Here is a 20,090-nt window from a genome sequence, read left to right as displayed (position 1 = left end):
TGAAACTCACAAACTTTATTTTACCATTATATATACAGCTTTTGTTAATAGCTAACTAAAAAACTATTTAATTTTAAGTTGATAGAACCAAAAAACGTACATTAACATAACAATGAATTACATATGTAATAAAAATGTTTTTTTACTTTTTTTGTCGCTCGCTCGTCTTACCTATAATATTACTTTTAAAGCTTCCTTGAAGTTTTAAATTACTTAAGTATGCTGTAAGTTTTCAAAGTCATCCAATAATTCTTATCTCTTTTAATATATATGAAACATAAAAAGTTATTATGATAGACGATCAATTCTAATTTAACAACTGGTTTATTAGGTTTCATTTCTATCCCTTTATCGATTTTGTTGAAAGATACTTAATTACTTAAGAGCAAATGATTTGAAAAAGCCTCTGTGTTCGATAAACAAATACAGAGGCTTTTTCTTGAAGTTTATTACAATGTGGGCAGCCAAACGCGCATTTCGCCTATGCCCCGATTGCCCCATAAATGGTATGGGATCAGTTGCCACGTACGAGGTATGACCGTTTCCGCTCGTTCTTCGTAAAGGGTTGTTCCCGACCATTCTTCGCTTTGGTAGCCTTTGATCGCCAAGCGTAAAGTAGTTGGCAACAACGTATCCTCTTTCGAAAAGGTCGCCTCCAGCGCCTGTGGGTCGATGCGGCAATGCCAGAGTGCTTGACCATTGTCGGCTTCTTCTATGCAATACACGAATGGGCCACGTTGCAATGCGACTTGATTGATGTCTTGAATAACTTGAGGATTCGCACGCAAGATTTGCAATGGTTGTTCAAAACGGATATTGGCCGTCACGTTTTCGACTGCCTCAAAGATGATTGCCTCGTTCGTCTCCTGCCATTCGTGTTCACTATCGATTTGAAACTTACTTAGTCCGTTAGGTTTGTGGATGATGAGCGTCTTTGGAATGCCTTGATAGCGAATCGTGAGGTCCTCTGTAAAAGGAAACCCGCCCGTTTGTTCAAACGTAAATTGATCAGGTTCTTCTAAACGGCTTGCTACAAATAAATTCACGTAAAGCTTCTCTTGATCGCAAGTGTAAACCAAGCGCTGCAGCGAAGCGACCATCCGTGCAAAATTGGGCGGACAACACGCACAACCGAGCCAATCGGGTCGTTGGGCTTTGACGTGACCTTTGCCAGGATTTTCTTGATCTCGTTGGGGATTGACCTCCAAAGGATTCACGTAGAAAAAGTGTTTACCGTCAATTGCCGCACCAGAAAGGACGCTATTATACAACGCTCGTTCCATCGTCGCTAAATATTTTGGTTCATTGGTTAGTTTGAACAGCTCAAAAGAAAATTGGACCAATGCAATGGCTGCACAAGTTTCACAATACATCGTATCATTTGGCAAATCATAGGGACCGACAAAGGCTTCCCCGTGAACGGTTGAGCCGACGCCACCGGTCACATACATTTTCTTACAGGAGATGTCTTCCCAGATCGCTTCGCAAGCGTCGCTTAATGCTTGATTTTGGGTATGCTGGGCGACTTTTGCCATCCCGCTTGCCATATATAGCATTCGTACCGCATGACCTTTGGCTTCATGCTGCTTTTTAGGTTGATCGTAGGCTTGTAAATAGGTGAGGTCTACCCTTGGTGTTTCATCTGATAAGCCATCCGCTTGGTTTTTCAAAATTTCTTTTTCGTAAAAGGCAGGATCTTCCCCACGTACTTCAAGAAAGAAATCAGCTAATGTCAAATAGGTTTGTTTACCAGTGTATTCATACAAACGCACCAGAGCCAATTCGATCTCTTGATGGCCATCAGCACCTTGAATTTTTCCAGGCTCCCGCCCAAAATACGTGCAAATATTGGCGATATTTTTCTCTGCCACGGTCAGTAATTTATCCTTGCCTGTTGCTTGATCATAAGCGATAGCCGCTTCGACTAGATGCCCGGCACAATAAAGTTCATGACTGAAATACAGCTGACGGTATTTTAACTTCGGTCGGGTCAATTGAAAGAAGGTATTTAAGTAGCCGTCCGCTTCTTGCGCAGCAGCAACTAAGTCAACCACTTCATCTACTGTCTTTTCCAATTGCGGATCGCTAGTATTCAACAAGCTATACCCAGCCGACTCGATCCATTTGTAGACATCACTATCTTGGAAAAACCAGCCAAAATGTTCCCCTTCCATTTGCCCTGCAGCGATGCGAAAATTCGCCAATGCATGGCTTTTCCCAGCTGGCAAATTGGGATCTTCCCGTTCTGCTTGAACATCTACATCGATTTCATCATTTAGGACTTGGTATTGGTAAGGAATCGTTTCTTTGCGAACAAGCTCTTGGTATCCTTGCCAAAACTCGTCCGTAAGCTGGATCTTGTTTAATGCGAATTCTTTCATTACGTTCTCCTGTTCTTTTACTTTTTTATGTTTGATCATTCGTTTCATATTTACTTCATTAATAAAAAGGCCGGATCATCTCCTGTGATATGTTGCCCTGCCTCTTCTTTGATCGTTTGCTTATATAAGAGCTGGTAGGCTTTAGGACTCATGCCTTTTTTCTGTTTAAAGGTATTGGTAAAGTGCTGCCTGCTGTTGAATCCTGCTTGAGCGGCAATTTCGACGATTGGCAGCTGACTATTGCTTAGTAAAAATGCTGCCTGCTTCAGACGCTCACTAGTGAGAAAATGGTTGACCGTCACTCCCAGTTGCTCATGAAAGAGTTTATGCAAGTAGGCTTTCGTAATCCCCACAGCCGCTGCGATTTGGGAGACTTGAATATCTTCATCAAAATGCTGTTGAATATAGTTGACCGCAGCGTTCACATAGCAATTGCCCCGTTTGGTTTCTTTCGTACGTAATGAAAAGGCTAATTCCATCAACATCCGCTTAAACAAGAGCTCGATCGTAAATTGCCGTTCAGCAGACGGTTGCTCTTGAGTATCATCGATCATTAGCAGCTGCAGCAATGACTTGATCGCTTGTCCAAATTGGCGGACATCGCGACTTTTCGCGTAAGGCTCATTCAATTGTACATTTCCTTTAATGTATGCAAAAACATCACGAACACAAAGGGCGGACGGTGTCTCACTCAGAAGAAATTCAATATTCAGTAAGGTGCAGGAATCTCCTTCAACGACTAAGGCGTGTTCCACAAACGCATTTATGAAAACGAAATCATTCCTTTCCAGAACAATTACTTGATCTTGCACCTTTAGCTTACACTTCCCTTTGGTCACAAACATGATCTCACACGCTGGGTGTTGATGTGGATCCATGGAAAAACGCTCAAGGGCAACACTATAGTATGCTGTAATCTTCGCATAATTTTTTTCTTGTGGAAACACCATTAACCAACTCCTTTTTCATTCGTTGACGATTTCTTTCTTTTTTATTGCTAGTAGACAAAACTTTCCCTCTCTTTTTTATTGCTTACTATACTATAAGAAAAACGTACTAGAAGGAAATCGATGTCTTTTTTACATTTTGCACAAACACCCCCAATGGGATGGAATTCTTGGGACTGCTATGGCGCTTCTGTAACCGAAGCAGAAGTGATCGCCCATGCTGATTTTATGGCAGAGCATTTGAAAGCTTATGGTTGGGAGTATGTCGTCGTGGATATTCAATGGAGCGAACCAGAAGCAAAGTCTACAAGGTACAATGATTTTTATCCGTTGTGTATGGACGACTATTCTCGCTTGATTCCTGCTGAGAACCGTTTCCCTTCAGCAAAAGATGGCGCTGGTTTCAAAAAACTTGGTGACTATCTGCATCAAAAAGGGCTGAAGTTTGGTATCCATATCATGCGCGGCATTCCACGACAAGCAGTTCATCAAAATACGCCGATCAAAGGAACGGATAAACGGGCACGGGACATTGCTATGAATTCAATCTGCCCTTGGAATTCCGATATGTATGGGGTCGATGTTTCATTGCCTGAAGGACAGCTTTATTATGATTCTTTGCTCGAATTATATGCTTCTTGGGGTGTTGACTTTATAAAGGTGGATGATATCGGCGATTCGAAAATTTACGGTGATGCCCATAAAGCAGAAATCAAAGCGATTCGCCGTGCGATCGATCGATCCGGTCGAGAGATCGTCCTTTCTTTGTCTCCCGGACCAGCTGCCCTCAAAAATGGCAGTTTCTTTCAAAATCATGCCAATATGTGGCGCTTGACGGATGACTTTTGGGATCATTGGGACGCCCTTTACGCCATGTTTGACCGAGCAGCAGAGTGGGCACCTTTCGTCCGTCCAGGTAACTGGCCTGACTGTGATATGCTGCCGTTGGGTCATATCGGCATTCGGGCAGTTGATGGTGGCGGTGGTGATAGCTGGACACGTTTTACGGAAGACGAGCAACACTTATTGATGAGTTTATGGACGATCTTCCAATCTCCATTGATGTTCGGTGGTACTTTACCAGACATCGATCCCTTTACGTTACGTTTATTGACGAATACTGAAGTCTTAGAAATGTATCGAAGAATCCATACGAAAAAAGAGTTCTATCGTGATCAAGAGTGGATCATTTGGGAGGCGTTGAGCGACACAGCCGTCTACTATGCCATTTTCAATGTTTCTGATCAAACGCAAACCATCCCAAAATCGATCGCTGCTTTACTACCAATTAAAAGCGGCACTGAGTTATGGCAACAAAAAGAACAAACAATTGCCGATGCTGAGGTTCCTACTCATGGTGTCAGATTATTAAAAGGCAGTATTTAGTAAAAAGGGCAGCAGCATACGTTTACAAGCAGCACAATGGAACCTACTCATTGTGCTGCTTGTTTTTTATTCTTCGTACACTTTTCGACCAAGAAACGCAACGCCTTGATCATTGATTCCAGATAAAAACAACCTTTCTTTTTGGTCGATGTACTCATAATATGGGACAAATTCGTTTTCTCCCCACAAGTAACTTCGTCCTTCTTTTTTTAATGCTGTTATTTCTTGCAGTTGAGAAGATATAACTTGAGATTCATGATCAAATTGGATGATTTCCCACTTTCCTAACAGAGTTTCCTGCTCTGGCATTCGTGAAACACTTCCTTGATAGATTGAAGCAGAGATTACTGGCCAGCCTGATTCCAGCCAATAGAGTTTACGTATTTGTAAATGGAATTGGTCACTGAATGGTTTTCTCCGTGCATGATGCACAACGAAGCTTTCTTTATTGGATTGCGTAAAGATCGAGTTATGACCAGGAGCGTATACAACTGGTTCTTCTGAGAACTGATAACTGCCTAACAGTTTAGTCCCTACTTCGGTTGGCGTCTTTTCTTGATCCGTCATGGCCGTACCATGCCAGTCCAGATATGGCCCTGTAATTTCTTTTGCTCGGGCGACACGGATATTATACGAATCGTTAAGGGAGTCGAAAGAAACAAACAAATAATAATAATCGGTTTCAGGATGATAATAGATAAATGGGCCTTCAATAGCAGTATCAACTGTTTTCGGACGAAAAGCAATCCGTTGGCCATAGCTCTTTTCTTGAAGTTTTCCAGTTTCTTTGTTCAATGGAGCAATATAGATTCCGCCAAAGAAAGAACCATAGACAAACCACTGCTCACCCGAGCGGTCAAAAGCAATATTGGCATCAATCGCGTTATGCTGTGCAAGAGTTGCATTGGTTTTAACAACCTCTCCTTGATCTTCCCAAGGACCCAAAGGATCTGATGCTGTAGCTAAGCCGATAAAAGAAGTGGTACTGCCGAATGTCGAAGCAGAATAATACATACGGAATTCGTCCTTGTAGCGGATAACTTCCGGTGCCCATAGTCCTTGAGCTTTGCTCCATTTTACTGCTGGTTCAGGCATTTCTGACAATGCCTGTTTCTCAAATTGCCAATGGATCAAATCTTTTGAACGACGAATTGGTACACCAGCCGTTTTGGGCTGTTGTGTGTCCGTTGAATATAAATAAAAGGTGCCTTCATGTTCAATAATCGTAGGATCATGAACCCCATTGATCGCTGTCATGTCTTCCCTCATCTCCTAATTAATTTATGCTATTTTATAAAAACAGGACAGCTACTTGACGAGCTGTCCTGTTTGTTCCCACATTCCAGCAGGACAGTTTTTCTTAGCTAAATTTGCGCGAAACCGATAAAAGCAGCCGCATTTGGTACAGGTATGATTCAATCGCAATGGACAAGTCTCACAAACAGCGATTCTCCTACTGACGATCTCCCGCGAAGCCAAGTCGCTTTCTAAAGAAAGTTGTTCTGCAATCAAGGATTCAATGTCTTCCTGTGCTGCTACTGCAGCATCTTTCACTTCGCATCCTTTACAAGTCATGGGATCAGACTGTCAATGAGATCGTTAGAACACTCATTGCTGGCACCCGCAAGCTGACTTTGTTCTCTTCAACATCGTAAGCGGTGAAGTCTTGGATCACCACATCTTCAGGATGATCAAAATCATTGTGTGCGTTCATTTTGTCCCCCACGATATAACGAGCTTCTTTCACTTCATTGATCGCTGTTTCCAGGGAGAAGGTTAATTCTTCCGTGCCTTGGGTAGCAAAATTACAAACTGATAGATGGATCGTATCCTCTTTTTTCGAAATCGTATACGTAATGGTATCACTGCTAGTTCCATGGCTATCAATGGTTTCAGCATCTTGATGGACTTTGTACAAATCAAAGACATGATAGCTTGGGGTTTTCACCATTTGTTCGCCATCTGTCAAAATCATCGCTTGCAGGACGTTGACGGTTTGTGCGATATTTGCCATATGCACTCGCTTGGCATGTTTATGGAAAATATTCAAGGTGATCGCTGCGACCATGGCATCACGAATCGTATTTTGTTGGTATAAGAAGCCTGGATTCGTCCCAGGTTCTGCTGAGAACCAAGTACCCCATTCATCAACAATGATTCCCACACGCTGTTCTGGGTCATACTGGTCCATGATCGCGCTGTGGCGGGTCAATAATTCATCCATGTAGGCTGCTTTTTCACAGGTCACTTGCCACTCTGCCTCATCAAATTCCAAGGCGCTACCTTTTTCTTCCCAGCCCTGCGGATGAACGTAATAGTGCAAGCTTAGGCCGTCCATCAACCAATGGGCGTTTTTCATCAGCGTTTCTGTCCAATGATAGTCTGCGACATTCGCTCCGCCAGCAACTTTGTAGATTTTTTTGTCACCGTATTGGCGGACATAGGTTTGATAGCGGCGATACAGATCCGCATAGTACTCTGGCCGCATATTGCCGCCGCAGCCCCAGTTTTCGTTTCCTACGCCAAAGAATTTCATTTCCCACGCATCTTCATGGCCATTTTCTCTGCGAAGATCAGCCATCGGAGAAATGCCATCCATCGTGATGTATTCCACCCATTCCGACATTTCTTGCACCGTTCCGCTGCCGACATTGCCGTTGACATACGCGTCACATTCCAGCTGCTTGATCAATTCAAAAAATTCATGGGTCCCGAAATGATTGTTTTCAGTCACGCCGCCCCAGTGAGTGTTGACCATCGTTTTGCGGTTTTCTTTAGGTCCAATTCCGTCTTTCCAATGGTATTCATCGGCAAAGCAGCCGCCTGGCCAACGCAGCACAGGGATTTGAATGTTTTTCAGTGCTTCAACCACATCGATCCGCATCCCATTTTTATTTGGGATCTGCGAATCTTCTCCAACGTATAATCCTTCATAGATACAACGGCCTAGATGCTCTGCAAAATGACCGTAGATATATTTGCTGATCGTTGTTCCTGATTTTGTGTTTTGAATGTTGATCGTCAATCAGTTCACCTTCATCTCTAATTTATTGTTTGCGACCGGCTCGCCAAAAACTGGGAATCCTTTTTCATCCCAAGTGAATGGTTGTGCAACTGCATGTCGATTCGGGTTTGCCAGAGGATCGCCTGCCTGATTTTTTTCTGGTCTTGCATGATAAACTAAAATGTCCTCACCATCTGCCCCTTTTGTAAAAGAGTTATGCCCGGGTCCATATTGAGAATTCCGTTCTGACGTTTGAAAGACTGGCTCTTGGGATTTGTGCCAAGAAAATCCATTCAATAAATCACTATTTTCGTCTGTCCACAATAATCCCATAGCGTAATTTTCATCTGTAGCACTGCCAGAATAAGTGATAAAAATCTTACCATTTCGTTTAAGCACGGCTGGTCCCTCATTCACCATGAAACCAATCTGTTCCCAAGGGTATTCAGGAATCGATAGTAAAAGCTGCTTTCCTTTTAGTGTCCATGGATTTTCCATTTCTGATAGATAAAGATTAGAGTTTCCTGGAATTCTTGGATCTTGTTGCGCCCAAACATAATAAAGTTTCTCCTGATGTTCAAACACCGTTGCATCTAAACTAAAACTTTCAAATTGCGTGATGACCTGTCCTTTTTCTTCCCATTCCCCTTCAAAAGGGTCACTTGCATTATTTTCGATCACGAACATTCGATGATGATGATTTTCATTTCTGATCTCTTCATTATCACTCGCGGCAAAATAGATATACCACTTATCAGCGATAAAATGAATTTCTGGCGCCCAAATCAATTCACTCATTGGTCCCGACTCATGTGCCTGCCAAACCGTCTTTCTTTCCGCATCTTCCAGTTCATTGAGGCTTTTCGCTCGTCTAAGTTCAATCGACTGATACCCAGGAACTGAACCTGTAAAATAATAGTAACCATCGGAATGTAAATATACCCAAGGGTCTGCTCGTTCATACACGATTGGATTTTGTATTGTCTCTGCATTTGCTTTTGCCATACCTTACTCCTCATTCCTAACAATAAATAATGGTACTCCTGCTTCTGAGGTACCTGTAAATGTCATTACTTGCTTTTGCTGATTTTCATCCCAGCCGGAAAGAAACTTCCCTTTATAAACAGTGTCATCGATAACCACACTTGAATCTTCTTGACTATTCTTTTCTGCTAGTTCCCATGTTCCAGTGCGATCACCTTTGATCGTGCCATTTTTTTCAACTGTAATTTCCTGTGGTTCTTTCAAATCATCCGTTAAAAACTTGTCAAAGGAAATCAGCGTATAGGCACCCGTAACTTGATTCTTTGTATAGTCAGCAATCGTTTCTTCACTGTATCTCAATGGAGAAACAACCGGCCAGCCTGCTTCTGTGAAAAACATTTGATGGACTCTCACAGAATGGTATTCTCCGCTATTTGGAAAACGTGTATGGAAAATCAAGTAATATTGATTGGTTTCTTCATCATAATAGGTCGAGTTGTGACCTGGCGAAACATAGCCAACCCCTTCATTGCTCGTATTTTCGGTATATAGGAAGTTCCCCATAATTTTAGTTCCGAAGTCTTGAATACTTGCGTCATCAAAAACCGTTCCAAATTTCCCTTTTACCTCAGCCATTGGATTTCCTTGGCTGTCTTCATAAGGACCATCGGGATTCTTTGACCGCGCGACTCGAAGGTTGTATCCACCGTCTGCATCTAGCCCACCAAATGAAGTGAACAAGTAATAGTAGCCATTTTCTTGATTATACTGAATGTATGGTGCTTCGATGCGACTGTGATTTCCGCCCATCAAATGTGTTCCGTATGAATTTCGATCTTTAGGCAAACCCGTTTCATCATCCATTTCTAGGATAAAAATCCCACCTGAGTATGATCCGTAGACCATCCATAGTTTTCCTTCATTGTCATAAAAAACATGAGGATCGATCGCATTTGGATGAATCGCTGCATTGTACGCTTCACCAAACTGCGGAGAGGTTCCTGAATAAAGAAAAGATTCGACTTTTTCATAAGGACCTTCAATAGAGTCAGATACCGCCACTCCCATTACGGAGAGCGGTGAAGTTCCTTGACACAAACAATAGTACAAATAGTATTTTCCATTCTTAAACTGTTGGATATCACTAGCCCATAACGTATCTGTCTGTGCGTACTCAAACTCTTCTGCCAATTCTTCTCGAATATTCTCAAATAGTGTATCTTCAGATACTGAATTAGATATCTGCTCCCACTTCATCAAATCCTGAGACTTGGCAAATTGCATATGTGATCCAATAATATAAAACGTATCATCCGCTTTGATCACCGATGGGTCATGGACACTAACATCGGCAAACTCAGGAGGGGACAAGACTTCTTCAACTGCAGAAGCAGTACAGCCAGATAAAAGAACCATTAGAGGAACACACGAGAAAAGAAATTTTTTGATCATGATTTTAACAATCCTTTCTTGCTATAGCCTGACAACAAGCACTTGCTGGCACTGTACAAAAAGATTGAAATTGCGACAAAAAAGAACCAATGATACGCCATGCTAACAATTGAAAATGTGAGAACCATCAAAAGACAAAGAAACGATTCTTTTGGTAACAAAAATGGACTCGTCAATGAAAAAACGGCTTTTTTCCGCCACTTATCTTTACTCAATCGAGTGACTAAGGATAAATTGATCAATACTAAAATCACATAACTGAACAAAAACAAAAGTGGCCATTGGAAAAATGCTCTCATTAGATCACTTTGCTGCACAATCAGCAATTCCAAATAGAGAATGCCTAGAACAAGTGGAAATATAAAGACCCGCCATTTGTATAAGCGAATGGCTGACACATAGTTTTTCCAAAATAAAGTCAATACTTCTATATAAGAGTAATAGCCTGTAAATAGATCCTCTTTATTTAGAATCGTTAAGACAGCAACAGTACTGGGAACAAAGCCGACCACAAAAAAACCAGCTAAAATACCTAGAAGCCACAAAATATTTAGTTCTATCAGAAGTACCAATGCATTTAGCCAGTTCATTGCTTTTAGAAACATCTACTCACCCTTTCATTCCAGAAAGTGCAACTGATTCAATAATTTGCTTTTGGAAAATAATAAATACGATCAAAACCGGAAGTAATGAAACAACGGAAGCTGCCATAATCAACGGATAATCCGTTTGAATTGCATAGGCGGCATTTAAGTTTGCGATCACTACTTGCAATGTTTGTTTTTCTGGACTATTCAAGTAGATCAAGGGTGCTAAGTAGTCATTCCAAGCGCCCATAAACCATAAAATAAATTGAGCAGCAACCGCTGGACGAATCAACGGAAAAATCAATTGGATAAAGGTTTGTAAATAGCCCGCACCATCAATTTTCGCCGCCTCAACGATCGAATCAGGAATATTAGATAAATATTGTCGTAAAAAGAAAATCATCGTGATATTTCCAAACATTCCTGGGATGATCAATGGTAATAACGTATCAACCCAGCCAATTTGGGAAAACATCATAAATTGCGGGATCATCACCGCTGGATAAGGAATCATCAAAGCGGCTAAAAGGATTAGAAATAGCGCATCTTTATGCGGCATCCGTAATTTGGCAAATGAGAAGGCGGCTAAACTGGATGTCAGAGTACCTACAACAGTCACAGAAAGTGAAACGATCACTGTATTTTTAATCCCTGAGAACAAAGTGTCCAGCTCAGATAAACGTTTGTACGCATCAAATTGTACTGGGTCTGGAATCCATTGAGGTGGCAGCTGGAAGACGCCAGCTCGGTCTTTTAGCGATGTTGAGATCATCCAAAGTAACGGCCCCACCATAATAACTGCTCCAAGGGAGAGAATTAAAATAATGAGTACGTTGCTTATTTTCAGTTTTTTCATTCTTTTCCCTCCTAATCTAATTTATAGCTTGAACGATTGTTCATATAGAATTGGAATGCTGTTATCACAAAAACCAATACTGCTAGAATCAACGCCATACTGCTTGCATAACCCATTTGCCAATTTCTGAAAGCTTTTTGCCAGATATACCAAACGACCGTAGCACTGCTATATTGTGGTCCGCCAGTTGGTGTCATAATGTTTATTTCCGTAAAGATTTGTGAGCCGCCGATAATATTCGTAACGACTAAAAAGAAAGTGACTGGTCTAACCATCGGCCAAGTGATATTGCGAAACTTTTGAAAAGAAGAAGCACCATCTAATTCTGCTGCTTCATAAAAGGTTTTTGGTACACTTTGAATCGCTGCCAAGTACAAGAGCATAGAATAGCCCAATCCCTTCCAAACAGACATAATAATAATTGCCGGTTTGACTGTTGATGGGTTTTGCAACCAGTTGGGGCCGCTGATACCGAAGATATCCAAGACCTGATTGACTAAACCAAAATCACCATTGTAAGCCCATTGCCACAAAATCGAAATGGCTGCTAATGATGAGATAACTGGAATATAATAGATCGTTCGGAAAATCGTCGTTCCTTTAATTCCTCTGCTCAGTGCTGATGCCAGCATAAATGACAAAATCAAACCGATTGGGATCCCTAACATCAAAAAGACGGTATTAAACATCGTCTTATAGAAGTACTCATCTCTAAAAAGCTTCTGAAAGTTCTCAAAACCGATAAAATTCATTTGCCCTAGACCGTTCCAATCTGTAAAGGCAGCATAAACCGAATAGCCCAAAGGTATCAATGAAAACAAAATAAATCCTAAAACTGGAAGTAGAACGAACAAGAAAGCAACTTTGTGCTCTTTTGCATAAAGACTATTTTTATTTTTTGTTTTTTTTATTTCCACTTGTTCCATTACGCGTCCCTCCATAAAAATCTTTGGGGTCACATAGATATGTGACCCCAGTGAGTCTATCTTGCTGTTTCTTGTTGGCGAATCGCTGAGTCTAGTTTTTCTTGCATCTTAGGTTGAACTTCTTTTAAATAATCCGCTGCCGTTTGATCTCCATCTAACACAGGTTGGATATTGATAAAGAATTCATCGTACCATTCTGCATTGTAGGTTGTTGCTACTGGCAAAGCGCGACCATAATCTTGGACGATGTCAATAAATTCTTGTTTATTATTAGGTACACTGTCCGTATCAGAAGCCCATTCTTCAGCCATATCAATCAGGTTAGGAATTTGAATCTGTGCGTCTACTAATTGTTGTTGTCCTTCTTCAGATGCACTTAAATACTCAACTAATTTCACTGCTTCTTCTGGATGTTTGGTTTTGCTGGCAACACCAATTCCTAAAGAACCGATATACGTTGCTGATTCGCCTGTAGAGCCTGCTGGCCAAGGCATCAAGTCATACTCAAAATCTAATCCTGCATACGTACTCATATCCCAAGGTCCTACAGGGAAGAAAGCAATCTCACCATTCATCCATCTTTGATACGTATCCAATGTTTGGGCATCAGAAATTGAAGGGGTGAGTTCATGCACATTTTGCAGATCCGCAAACCATTGCAATGCTTCCGCAAATTCTGGTGTATCGACTGTAACGGTATCTTTGGCTTCGTTGATCCAATCTGCTCCGTTACTCCAAACAAAAGCTTGTAAACTCCAGTTTACGTTAAATCCTGTTGCCCATTGGTCAAGATTTCCATCTCCATCAGAATCCTTCGTCAACTGTTTAGATACTTCAACGAATTCATCCCATGTATAAGGCGTATCTGTATCTGGCAAATCAATACCAGCTTCTTTAAACATGTCTTTGTTATATCCTAAAGCAAATGGTCCAACATCTTTTGGTAATCCATACAAAGCACCGCTACCAACTTTTTCACCATCATACCGATAACTGTTTACCCCATATTCCCAAATGTTTGAAAGATCAAAATCTGAATTCTCAATTTCATCCGTAATATCTAGCAAAACACCATTATCAACGTAAGCCATTAGATTGCTTTGTTCTACATAGAAAACATCGGGCATATTACCGCCTGAGATTGCCGCTTGCAGCTTTGTTGCATATTGATCAGCATCTGTGGCGATAATCTTAACGCTTACATCATTTTCTTCCTCAAATTGTTTAATTGCTGTTTCATAGGCTTTCTTCTCGTCCTCGCCGCCTCGAAACATAAACGTAATTTCTTTACTTCCGCTATCATCACCTGAACTATTATTACTGTTTCCGCAGGCCCCTAATACCAAACTACTTAAACCTAGAACTGCTCCCGAAAAAATAACCTTTTTGATGTTCATCTTTTCCATCCTCTCAAGTTTTATAGATATTTGCAGGTACGTTATCACATTTGTTCATTGACATCTCTTAAAAAAAATCTTACTAACTGCTCATAATAATTCCTAACACCTAAGATATTTCCTATAAAGAAGCCTATAAACAATTCACAAAAACAAAACATAGAAATTGATGTTTGCAAACACTTTCAATTTACAAATAAATCATAACTTGATTTGTAATCGCTGTCAACAATATTTTGATTAATTTATTTAGGATAATATCTATATTAATTAATAAATATATTAATAACTAACGAAATAAACAACGCTATTTACACAAATTAGCAAATATGTTAACATTCAAGTAAATCAAACAGTTTAAGCGGAGGTGACACGATGCAATTAGAAATCAATCAAGAAGCATTGCCTGTCTATGAGGCACTTGCCAGTAACGTGCGAATCAAAATCATTCAATTGCTGGCTAAAAACAAGATGAATGTCAAAGAGTTGGCACAGGAGTTGGGCTTAAGCAGCGCCATCATTACGATGCACATCAAAAAATTAGAAGAAGCCAAAATCATCAAAACAGAGCGTGTGGGGCAAAAAAAGATTTCCAGTTTGAGAGTGGATCATATCGATATCAACTTTCCTGAGAAAATCTTCAATGCCTTTGATACGAAAGAAACGGCGATACCGATCGGTCATTATACAAATTATTCGGTAGAACCAACGTGCGGGCTTGCTACTTCAGCTGATTTTGTGGGAATGGTGGATGAACCGAAGTTTTTCATGGATCCCCGACGAATGGATGCCCGCATCTTGTGGTTTACGAAAGGATTTGTTGAATACCAATCGCCAAACTTCTTAGCAAGAGAAGAAAAACTTGAAATGATGGAGATTTCAATGGAAGTTTCGTCTGAATTTCCTTTTTCCAATAACAACTGGCCGTCAGACATCACCTTCAGCTTAAATGGTGTGGAGCTTGGTACATGGACTAGCCCAGGGGATTTTGCAGATATTCGCGGCAAGTATACACCGGATTGGTATCCAGACAATCTCAATCAGTACGGGTTATTGAAGACGATCCGCATCATGGATCACGGAACCTACATGGAAGGTGTTCCTCTTTCCGACATTACGATCAAGGATATACCTGCCTACGAAGATACGTGGCACTTAAAAGTGGAAGTCAAAGAAGATGCCGAGCATGTCGGCGGTTGTACCCTCTTTGGCAAGGGGTTTGGGAATTACGATCAGGACATCAAACTGAAAATGTTTTATAGCTAAAAAAAAAACGCTAGTCTTAGCGGCTGACCCAAACATTTCTTTTGGGAATCAGGTCGCTAAACTAGCGTTTTTGTTATTTCTTCAAATGGTAACTGTACGTACTTACAATGATGTTCTCACGCCAAGAGAGTCTGAAACGCAAGCGCAGGCTTGTTTGGTTGTGCAAAATATTTTGCCAGCGACGTCTTGGGACAAACTGTGGAATGATGACGGTCGTTGTGTAATTGTGTTTGGCTGCATTGCGGCTGACTAGATCCACATAACGCAAGATGGGATTTTCAATCGAACGATACGAAGAATGAACGACGGAGAAACGCACGTCTGGGAATTTTTGCTTAAATTCTTGTTCGATCTCTTTTTCTTTCTTCACATCTTCATCCAACGAGACGTGCATCGCCACGACATAATCACCAATCGATTGGGCATAGTTCAATGCGCCGATATTTACTCGGGTAACATTTCCGACGAGAACGATCACGGTATTTCCTTCATAAACATGCAGTGCTTCTTGTTTTTCCAATCGCAGCTGTTCTGCGACTTTTTTATAATGATCATGGATCTTGTAAAAGATATACAAGAGGATCGGCATGATAATGAAGAATGGCCAAATATCGCCTAAGCGATACACGAACAAGATGGCAATGATCGCAAAAGAAATCAAAGCCCCAATGATGTTGGCGATCGATTTAAAGAACCAGCCTTTGCCTTCTTTTTTCCATTTGACGACCATTCCGCTTTGGGATAGTGCAAAAGGAATGAATACCCCGATGGAATACAACGGAATCAAACGCTCGGTCGATCCTTGGAAGATAAACAATAGGACGATGGAACCAGCAGCTAAGGTGATGATCCCGTTTGAGTAGCCGAGACGATCCCCACGGTCTTGATACATGTGTGGCATATATTTGTCTTTGGCTAAGTTATACGCCAACACGGGGAAGGCGGAAAATCCTGTATTTGCGGCAACTGCTAAAATCAGCGCTGTGGCAAATTGCAAAACGTAGTACATAAACCCATGACCAAAAACAGCAGAGCCGATTTGAGATAGGACGGTCACTTCTGCTTCTGGTACGATACCGTACCAATAGTTGATAAAAGTGATACCGACGAAGAAGAACCCTAAGATCGCAGCCATGATCGTCAAGGTCGCAGCTGCATTTTTCGCCCGTGGTTTTTTGAAAAATGGCACCGCGTTACTGATCGCTTCGACCCCCGTCAAAGAAGAGGAACCTGATGAGAAAGCCCGTAAGATCAAGGCTACGGATACCCCAGGTACGACAGCTCCTGGCAGTGCGGTTGCATTCAACGGTTGCGCACCAGTTACGATGTTGTACAAGCCGACCACGATCAAGACTGTGATCACTGCGATAAAGGTGTAGACAGGAATCATTAAGAAGCTAGCTGATTCTCGCAGCCCTCGCAGATTCATCATCATGATCAAGAGCACGATCACGACAGAAATCGCCACTTGATGGCCGAACAACGCTGGCACAGCAGAAGTGATGGCTTCTGCCCCTGCTGAGACGGATACTGCTACTGTCAGCATATAATCGATCAACAGTGAGCCGCCGGCAATCAGGCCCGCATTTTTCCCTAAATTTTCACTACTTACTACATACGCCCCACCACCGTGAGGGTATGCATGAATGATCTGACGGTAAGACAAGGTCAATGAAATCAAAAGAATAATAACAAAAGCAGCGATCGGTAATGAATACCAGATAGCAGCAGCGGAAAGTGCCACTAATACGACAACGATCTGCTCTGTCCCATAAGCAATCGAAGACAAAGCATCAGAAGATAGCAACGCAAGGGCCGCCGTCCGGCTCAGTTTTTGTTCATCATTCTCTGCGGATTTCAATGGACGTCCGACCAACAAACGTTTCAAATACTCCACTTTTTCTACACTCCTTTTCATGAAAAAATCCTTCGTTAAACTTGTAACGATATCCACACAAATATTGAATTATCAAGACTGTATGCTACTCTTGTAACCGCGAAAAGTCAATGAAAATCAGATGAAAAAACGACCCTTTTTCCCTCTTTTGATTATTAGAAATTTCACGTGATGGCACAAAAGCAGAAAGAACAAATGCTCTTTCTGCTTTTCGATGTTAGTGGAAGAAATGACTTTCTTTTGAAATGTCGCTTAATTTCTTCGTAGAGTTGACTAGATAAGGATACGCGTAGGTACCGACGATCCCAAAGACCAGGAACAAAATCGTTAAAATAACCAATTGTGGTACGGCATTTGGCCAATAGATCCCGCCAGCTGATTCTCTTAACAGATTGACTGCATGGGTAAATGGCAGCAGCGGATTAATGAATTGGAAGAACTTCCCAGAAACTTGGATCGGGTAGTTTCCTCCCCCACCTGAGATGGAGAGAACCAAAATGATGATGGCGATCCCTTTCCCGAGGTTGCCGAACAGTCCTGCCAGTACGTAAACGATCATCATAAAGGCGAGTCCGACGAGTAATGCGAAGAAGACACTGTACACTGGATTGTGGACATCAACGCCTAATAAAAACATATTTCCTAGGGTCACGATCAAACTTTGGGCGACTGCCATCGTCAAGAACGTCAGCATTCGTGCCACAAAGGTTTCACGTTGGGTAAAGCGTTTTTTGTCTTTCTTCTCTAAATGATACTCCGTTGTAGCGACACTTGACAACAATAATGCCCCTACCCACAAACACAATGCGGTATAAAACGGTGTGCTAGCTGAACCATTGTTGGCGATTGGATAGATTTCATTGCTTTTTAATTCCACTGGTTGTTTGAAGAAGTCGGCTTCATCGGTGGCATCAAGTTTCAATAATTTGATGACTTCCCCGAGATCGACTTCATTTTCGCCTGCTCGGATCGCATCAGCGGCTTTGTGGATGCCTGCTTTGATACTTGGCCAATCGTTATTGATCAAATCAACGGCCGCATCCAAGGCTTTTTCAACTTCTGGTAGTTTTTCATCCACCATTGCCATCGTAGAGCTGATTTCTGATTTGATAGTTGGCCAATCGTTTTGCAAGAAGTTTACGGCCAGCCCTAATTTTTCTTCGACCACTGGCAATTCGTTGTTGTACAGGTCGGCTCCTTTGTTGATGGCATTGACGATTTCATCCATGTGACCATTCAGCATCGTATTGGCATCGTGCAATTCTTGCTTGATGGCAGGCAATTCTTTTTGGTATTTTTCCAAAATCGTCACGGCATTGCTGACCACTGATTTGGTGGAAGACAGCAACGAGTCAAAATCGATCTCTTGGGCTTTTTTCAAGACATCTTCGGCGGTGGTGATGGTTTCGATTAGTTTGGTTAGAATGTCGTTGATGGTGGTGGTGATTGAATCAACATTGATGCTGTTCATGAGATTGGCAACGTTTTGAGCAGCTGCTGTAACTTGATCGAGATACGCTGTAATTTCATCAACAGACCCATTTTGAACAAGGTTATTCAATTGCGATAAGCGGTCAGATAAAACACCTAACGTTGTTTTGGCATTGCTTAGTTGTGCAATGATACCTTCTAGGTCGGCGTTACTGCCAGAATTCTGAATATTGGTTAAAAAGGCAATCAAGGAATCCAAGGCTGCTTGTTGTTGTTGGATGTTCTTTTGAAAGTCAGTGATCGTTGCACTGATTGCTTGACGCTCTTCATCTGTTAGTTCATTGTCAGCCAGCGCTTGGCGAATCGTACTTGTTAGACCGGCTGTGGTGGTTGCCACTTGACTGATCGACTCAATCGTCACCTTCACACTGCTAGAAATACTTGGCAGGGCATCTTGCAATTGTTGCGCCCCATCTTTGGTCGCGGTGGCGAAGCTGGCGGCTTGGTCGCCTAGTTGTTCGATCTGTGGTAAAGCGGCTTGCACTTGTTCAATGACTTGCAGTCCTTGCTTGGCGGTGTCGATGCCATCCGTCATAGTGCTGGCAATGTCATCGAAATCATCGTCGATCATCTTCAATTGTTTGCCAGCATTTTGGATCTCTGGGATCTTTTCTTGCAAGGTCAAAATGATGCTGGCTTCTTTCTTCAATGCAGGCAGCTTATCGTTTAAGCCGATCAGTTTTTCCCCCATGGCATCCACTTGTGGGATATAATCGGTGAATTCTTCGGCTTTTGCGATCTTTTCTTTGATTTCTGGAAACTTATCGTGCAAGGTGACGATCTCTTTCGTATAGCCATCGATCGTAGCCAAATTGTCATCGGTGTCTAAGATCATCGATTTGACTTTGTTGATGCTGACTAAGTTGGAATCAATGTCATAGCCGATTTCATTGAAGACTTTTATCAACGTGGAGCTGGCGGTTTCAATAAAGTTTTGTGAGATCTCTTCTTGAAGGCTGCTGGCTCCTTTATCGGTGATTTTTGGTGCGATGGCATTGATTTTTTGGTTGCTATAATACTCGATGGTCGGTTTTTCGATTTTTCCACTGGTAAAGCTGATCAGATCATCTGAAAAATCCGCTGGTAGGTAAATACCCGCGTAATATTTTCCTGACTTGACCCCTTCTACTAAGTCCTCTTTTGAATCCAAGAAGCGCCAGCCCAACTGCTTGTTTTTATGGAGGGTGTCGATGACTTCATCACCGATATCGATGTGCTTGTCTTGAAATTCTGCCCCTTTATCCGCACTGTAAACGGCGATCGGCAATTCACTGGTGTTGCCGTATGGGTCCCAGAGGGCTTTGATATTGAACCACGCATAAAGCGAGGGTAAAATCATTAAGGCAATGATCAAAAATGCAGAGATTGGATTGCTGAAAATTCGTTTCCAGTCCAGTTTATATAAATAGAAAACATTCTTTAGTTTATTCATTTTTTTCTTCCCCCACTAGTTCTTCGTCGAAGGATAATTTACCATGTTTTTCCCCTGCCGCCAACGGCTAGGATCGACCAAGAA

Annotated in this window: 15 protein-coding genes; 2 read left to right on the top strand and 13 right to left on the bottom strand. The window is 41.8% G+C overall.

Features of this window, described 5'->3' with window-relative positions; genetic code table 11:
• Positions 1 to 449 precede the first annotated feature (449 nt).
• Together IGI76_RS02145 and IGI76_RS02140 are read right to left on the bottom strand one after the other, a co-directional pair.
• Complete coding sequence (locus tag IGI76_RS02145) at positions 450 to 2,381, bottom strand: glycoside hydrolase family 127 protein (protein WP_438780969.1); 1,932 nt, start codon at positions 2,379 to 2,381, stop codon at positions 450 to 452.
• Between the two features lie 50 nt (positions 2,382 to 2,431).
• On the bottom strand, positions 2,432 to 3,331 hold the full coding sequence (locus IGI76_RS02140; protein ID WP_333718915.1) for a helix-turn-helix domain-containing protein: 900 nt from the start codon (positions 3,329 to 3,331) through the stop codon (positions 2,432 to 2,434).
• A 120-nt stretch (positions 3,332 to 3,451) separates the two neighbouring features.
• Here IGI76_RS02140 and IGI76_RS02135 point away from each other — a divergent pair, with 120 nt between their 5' ends.
• The gene (locus tag IGI76_RS02135) at positions 3,452 to 4,714 is read left to right on the top strand and encodes a glycoside hydrolase family 27 protein (RefSeq protein WP_333718914.1); all 1,263 of its coding nucleotides are present in this window, start codon (positions 3,452 to 3,454) and stop codon (positions 4,712 to 4,714) included.
• 66 nt (positions 4,715 to 4,780) lie between these two features.
• On the opposite strand, the gene IGI76_RS02130 is transcribed toward IGI76_RS02135, so the two are convergent.
• The 9 genes from IGI76_RS02130 to IGI76_RS02090 are packed head-to-tail and all read right to left on the bottom strand — an operon-like array spanning position 4,781 to position 13,920.
• Positions 4,781 to 5,971, bottom strand: a complete 1,191-nt coding sequence (locus IGI76_RS02130) for an arabinan endo-1,5-alpha-L-arabinosidase (protein WP_164890356.1) — start codon at positions 5,969 to 5,971, stop codon at positions 4,781 to 4,783.
• A 51-nt stretch (positions 5,972 to 6,022) separates the two neighbouring features.
• A complete protein-coding gene (locus tag IGI76_RS02125) occupies positions 6,023 to 6,289 on the bottom strand; it encodes a DUF6171 family protein (protein WP_218212363.1) in 267 nt (88 codons plus the stop codon).
• A 4-nt stretch (positions 6,290 to 6,293) separates the two neighbouring features.
• On the bottom strand, positions 6,294 to 7,739 hold the full coding sequence (locus tag IGI76_RS02120; RefSeq protein ID WP_010748730.1) for an alpha-N-arabinofuranosidase: 1,446 nt from the start codon (positions 7,737 to 7,739) through the stop codon (positions 6,294 to 6,296).
• The gene (locus IGI76_RS02115) at positions 7,740 to 8,723 is read right to left on the bottom strand and encodes a glycoside hydrolase family 43 protein (RefSeq protein ID WP_015508891.1); all 984 of its coding nucleotides are present in this window, start codon (positions 8,721 to 8,723) and stop codon (positions 7,740 to 7,742) included.
• 3 nt (positions 8,724 to 8,726) lie between these two features.
• Positions 8,727 to 10,154 carry a glycoside hydrolase family 43 protein gene (locus tag IGI76_RS02110; protein ID WP_015508890.1) on the bottom strand — a complete coding sequence of 476 codons (1,428 nt, stop codon included), beginning with the start codon at positions 10,152 to 10,154 and terminating at the stop codon, positions 8,727 to 8,729.
• Positions 10,151 to 10,759, bottom strand: coding sequence for a DUF624 domain-containing protein (locus IGI76_RS02105; RefSeq protein ID WP_142973988.1), 609 nt, complete (start codon positions 10,757 to 10,759; stop codon positions 10,151 to 10,153). The genes IGI76_RS02110 and IGI76_RS02105 overlap by 4 nt, the downstream gene beginning before the upstream one ends.
• Before the next feature lie 4 nt (positions 10,760 to 10,763).
• Positions 10,764 to 11,597, bottom strand: coding sequence for a carbohydrate ABC transporter permease (locus IGI76_RS02100; RefSeq protein ID WP_005232200.1), 834 nt, complete (start codon positions 11,595 to 11,597; stop codon positions 10,764 to 10,766).
• Between the two features lie 11 nt (positions 11,598 to 11,608).
• A complete protein-coding gene (locus IGI76_RS02095) occupies positions 11,609 to 12,523 on the bottom strand; it encodes a carbohydrate ABC transporter permease (protein WP_015508888.1) in 915 nt (304 codons plus the stop codon).
• A 56-nt stretch (positions 12,524 to 12,579) separates the two neighbouring features.
• Complete coding sequence (locus IGI76_RS02090) at positions 12,580 to 13,920, bottom strand: ABC transporter substrate-binding protein (RefSeq protein WP_015508887.1); 1,341 nt, start codon at positions 13,918 to 13,920, stop codon at positions 12,580 to 12,582.
• Positions 13,921 to 14,295: 375 nt separating this feature from the next.
• Between IGI76_RS02090 and IGI76_RS02085 the strand changes: the two genes are divergently transcribed.
• A complete protein-coding gene (locus IGI76_RS02085; RefSeq protein WP_005227282.1) occupies positions 14,296 to 15,186 on the top strand; it encodes an ArsR/SmtB family transcription factor in 891 nt (296 codons plus the stop codon).
• Positions 15,187 to 15,259: 73 nt separating this feature from the next.
• On the opposite strand, the gene IGI76_RS02080 is transcribed toward IGI76_RS02085, so the two are convergent.
• Both IGI76_RS02080 and IGI76_RS02075 read right to left on the bottom strand, forming a co-directional pair.
• Entirely contained in the window at positions 15,260 to 17,083 is a 1,824-nt protein-coding gene (locus IGI76_RS02080) for an APC family permease (protein ID WP_005227281.1), read from the bottom strand.
• 217 nt (positions 17,084 to 17,300) lie between these two features.
• Positions 17,301 to 20,006 carry a YhgE/Pip domain-containing protein gene (locus IGI76_RS02075; protein WP_074934422.1) on the bottom strand — a complete coding sequence of 902 codons (2,706 nt, stop codon included), beginning with the start codon at positions 20,004 to 20,006 and terminating at the stop codon, positions 17,301 to 17,303.
• Positions 20,007 to 20,090 lie beyond the last annotated feature (84 nt).

Origin of the sequence: Enterococcus sp. DIV2449a (genome assembly GCF_051711225.1) — a bacterium.
Lineage (GTDB): Bacteria > Bacillota > Bacilli > Lactobacillales > Enterococcaceae > Enterococcus_D > Enterococcus_D casseliflavus.
Note: the sequence above shows the minus strand (reverse complement) of the source record. Positions and strands in the feature narration are given on the sequence as shown.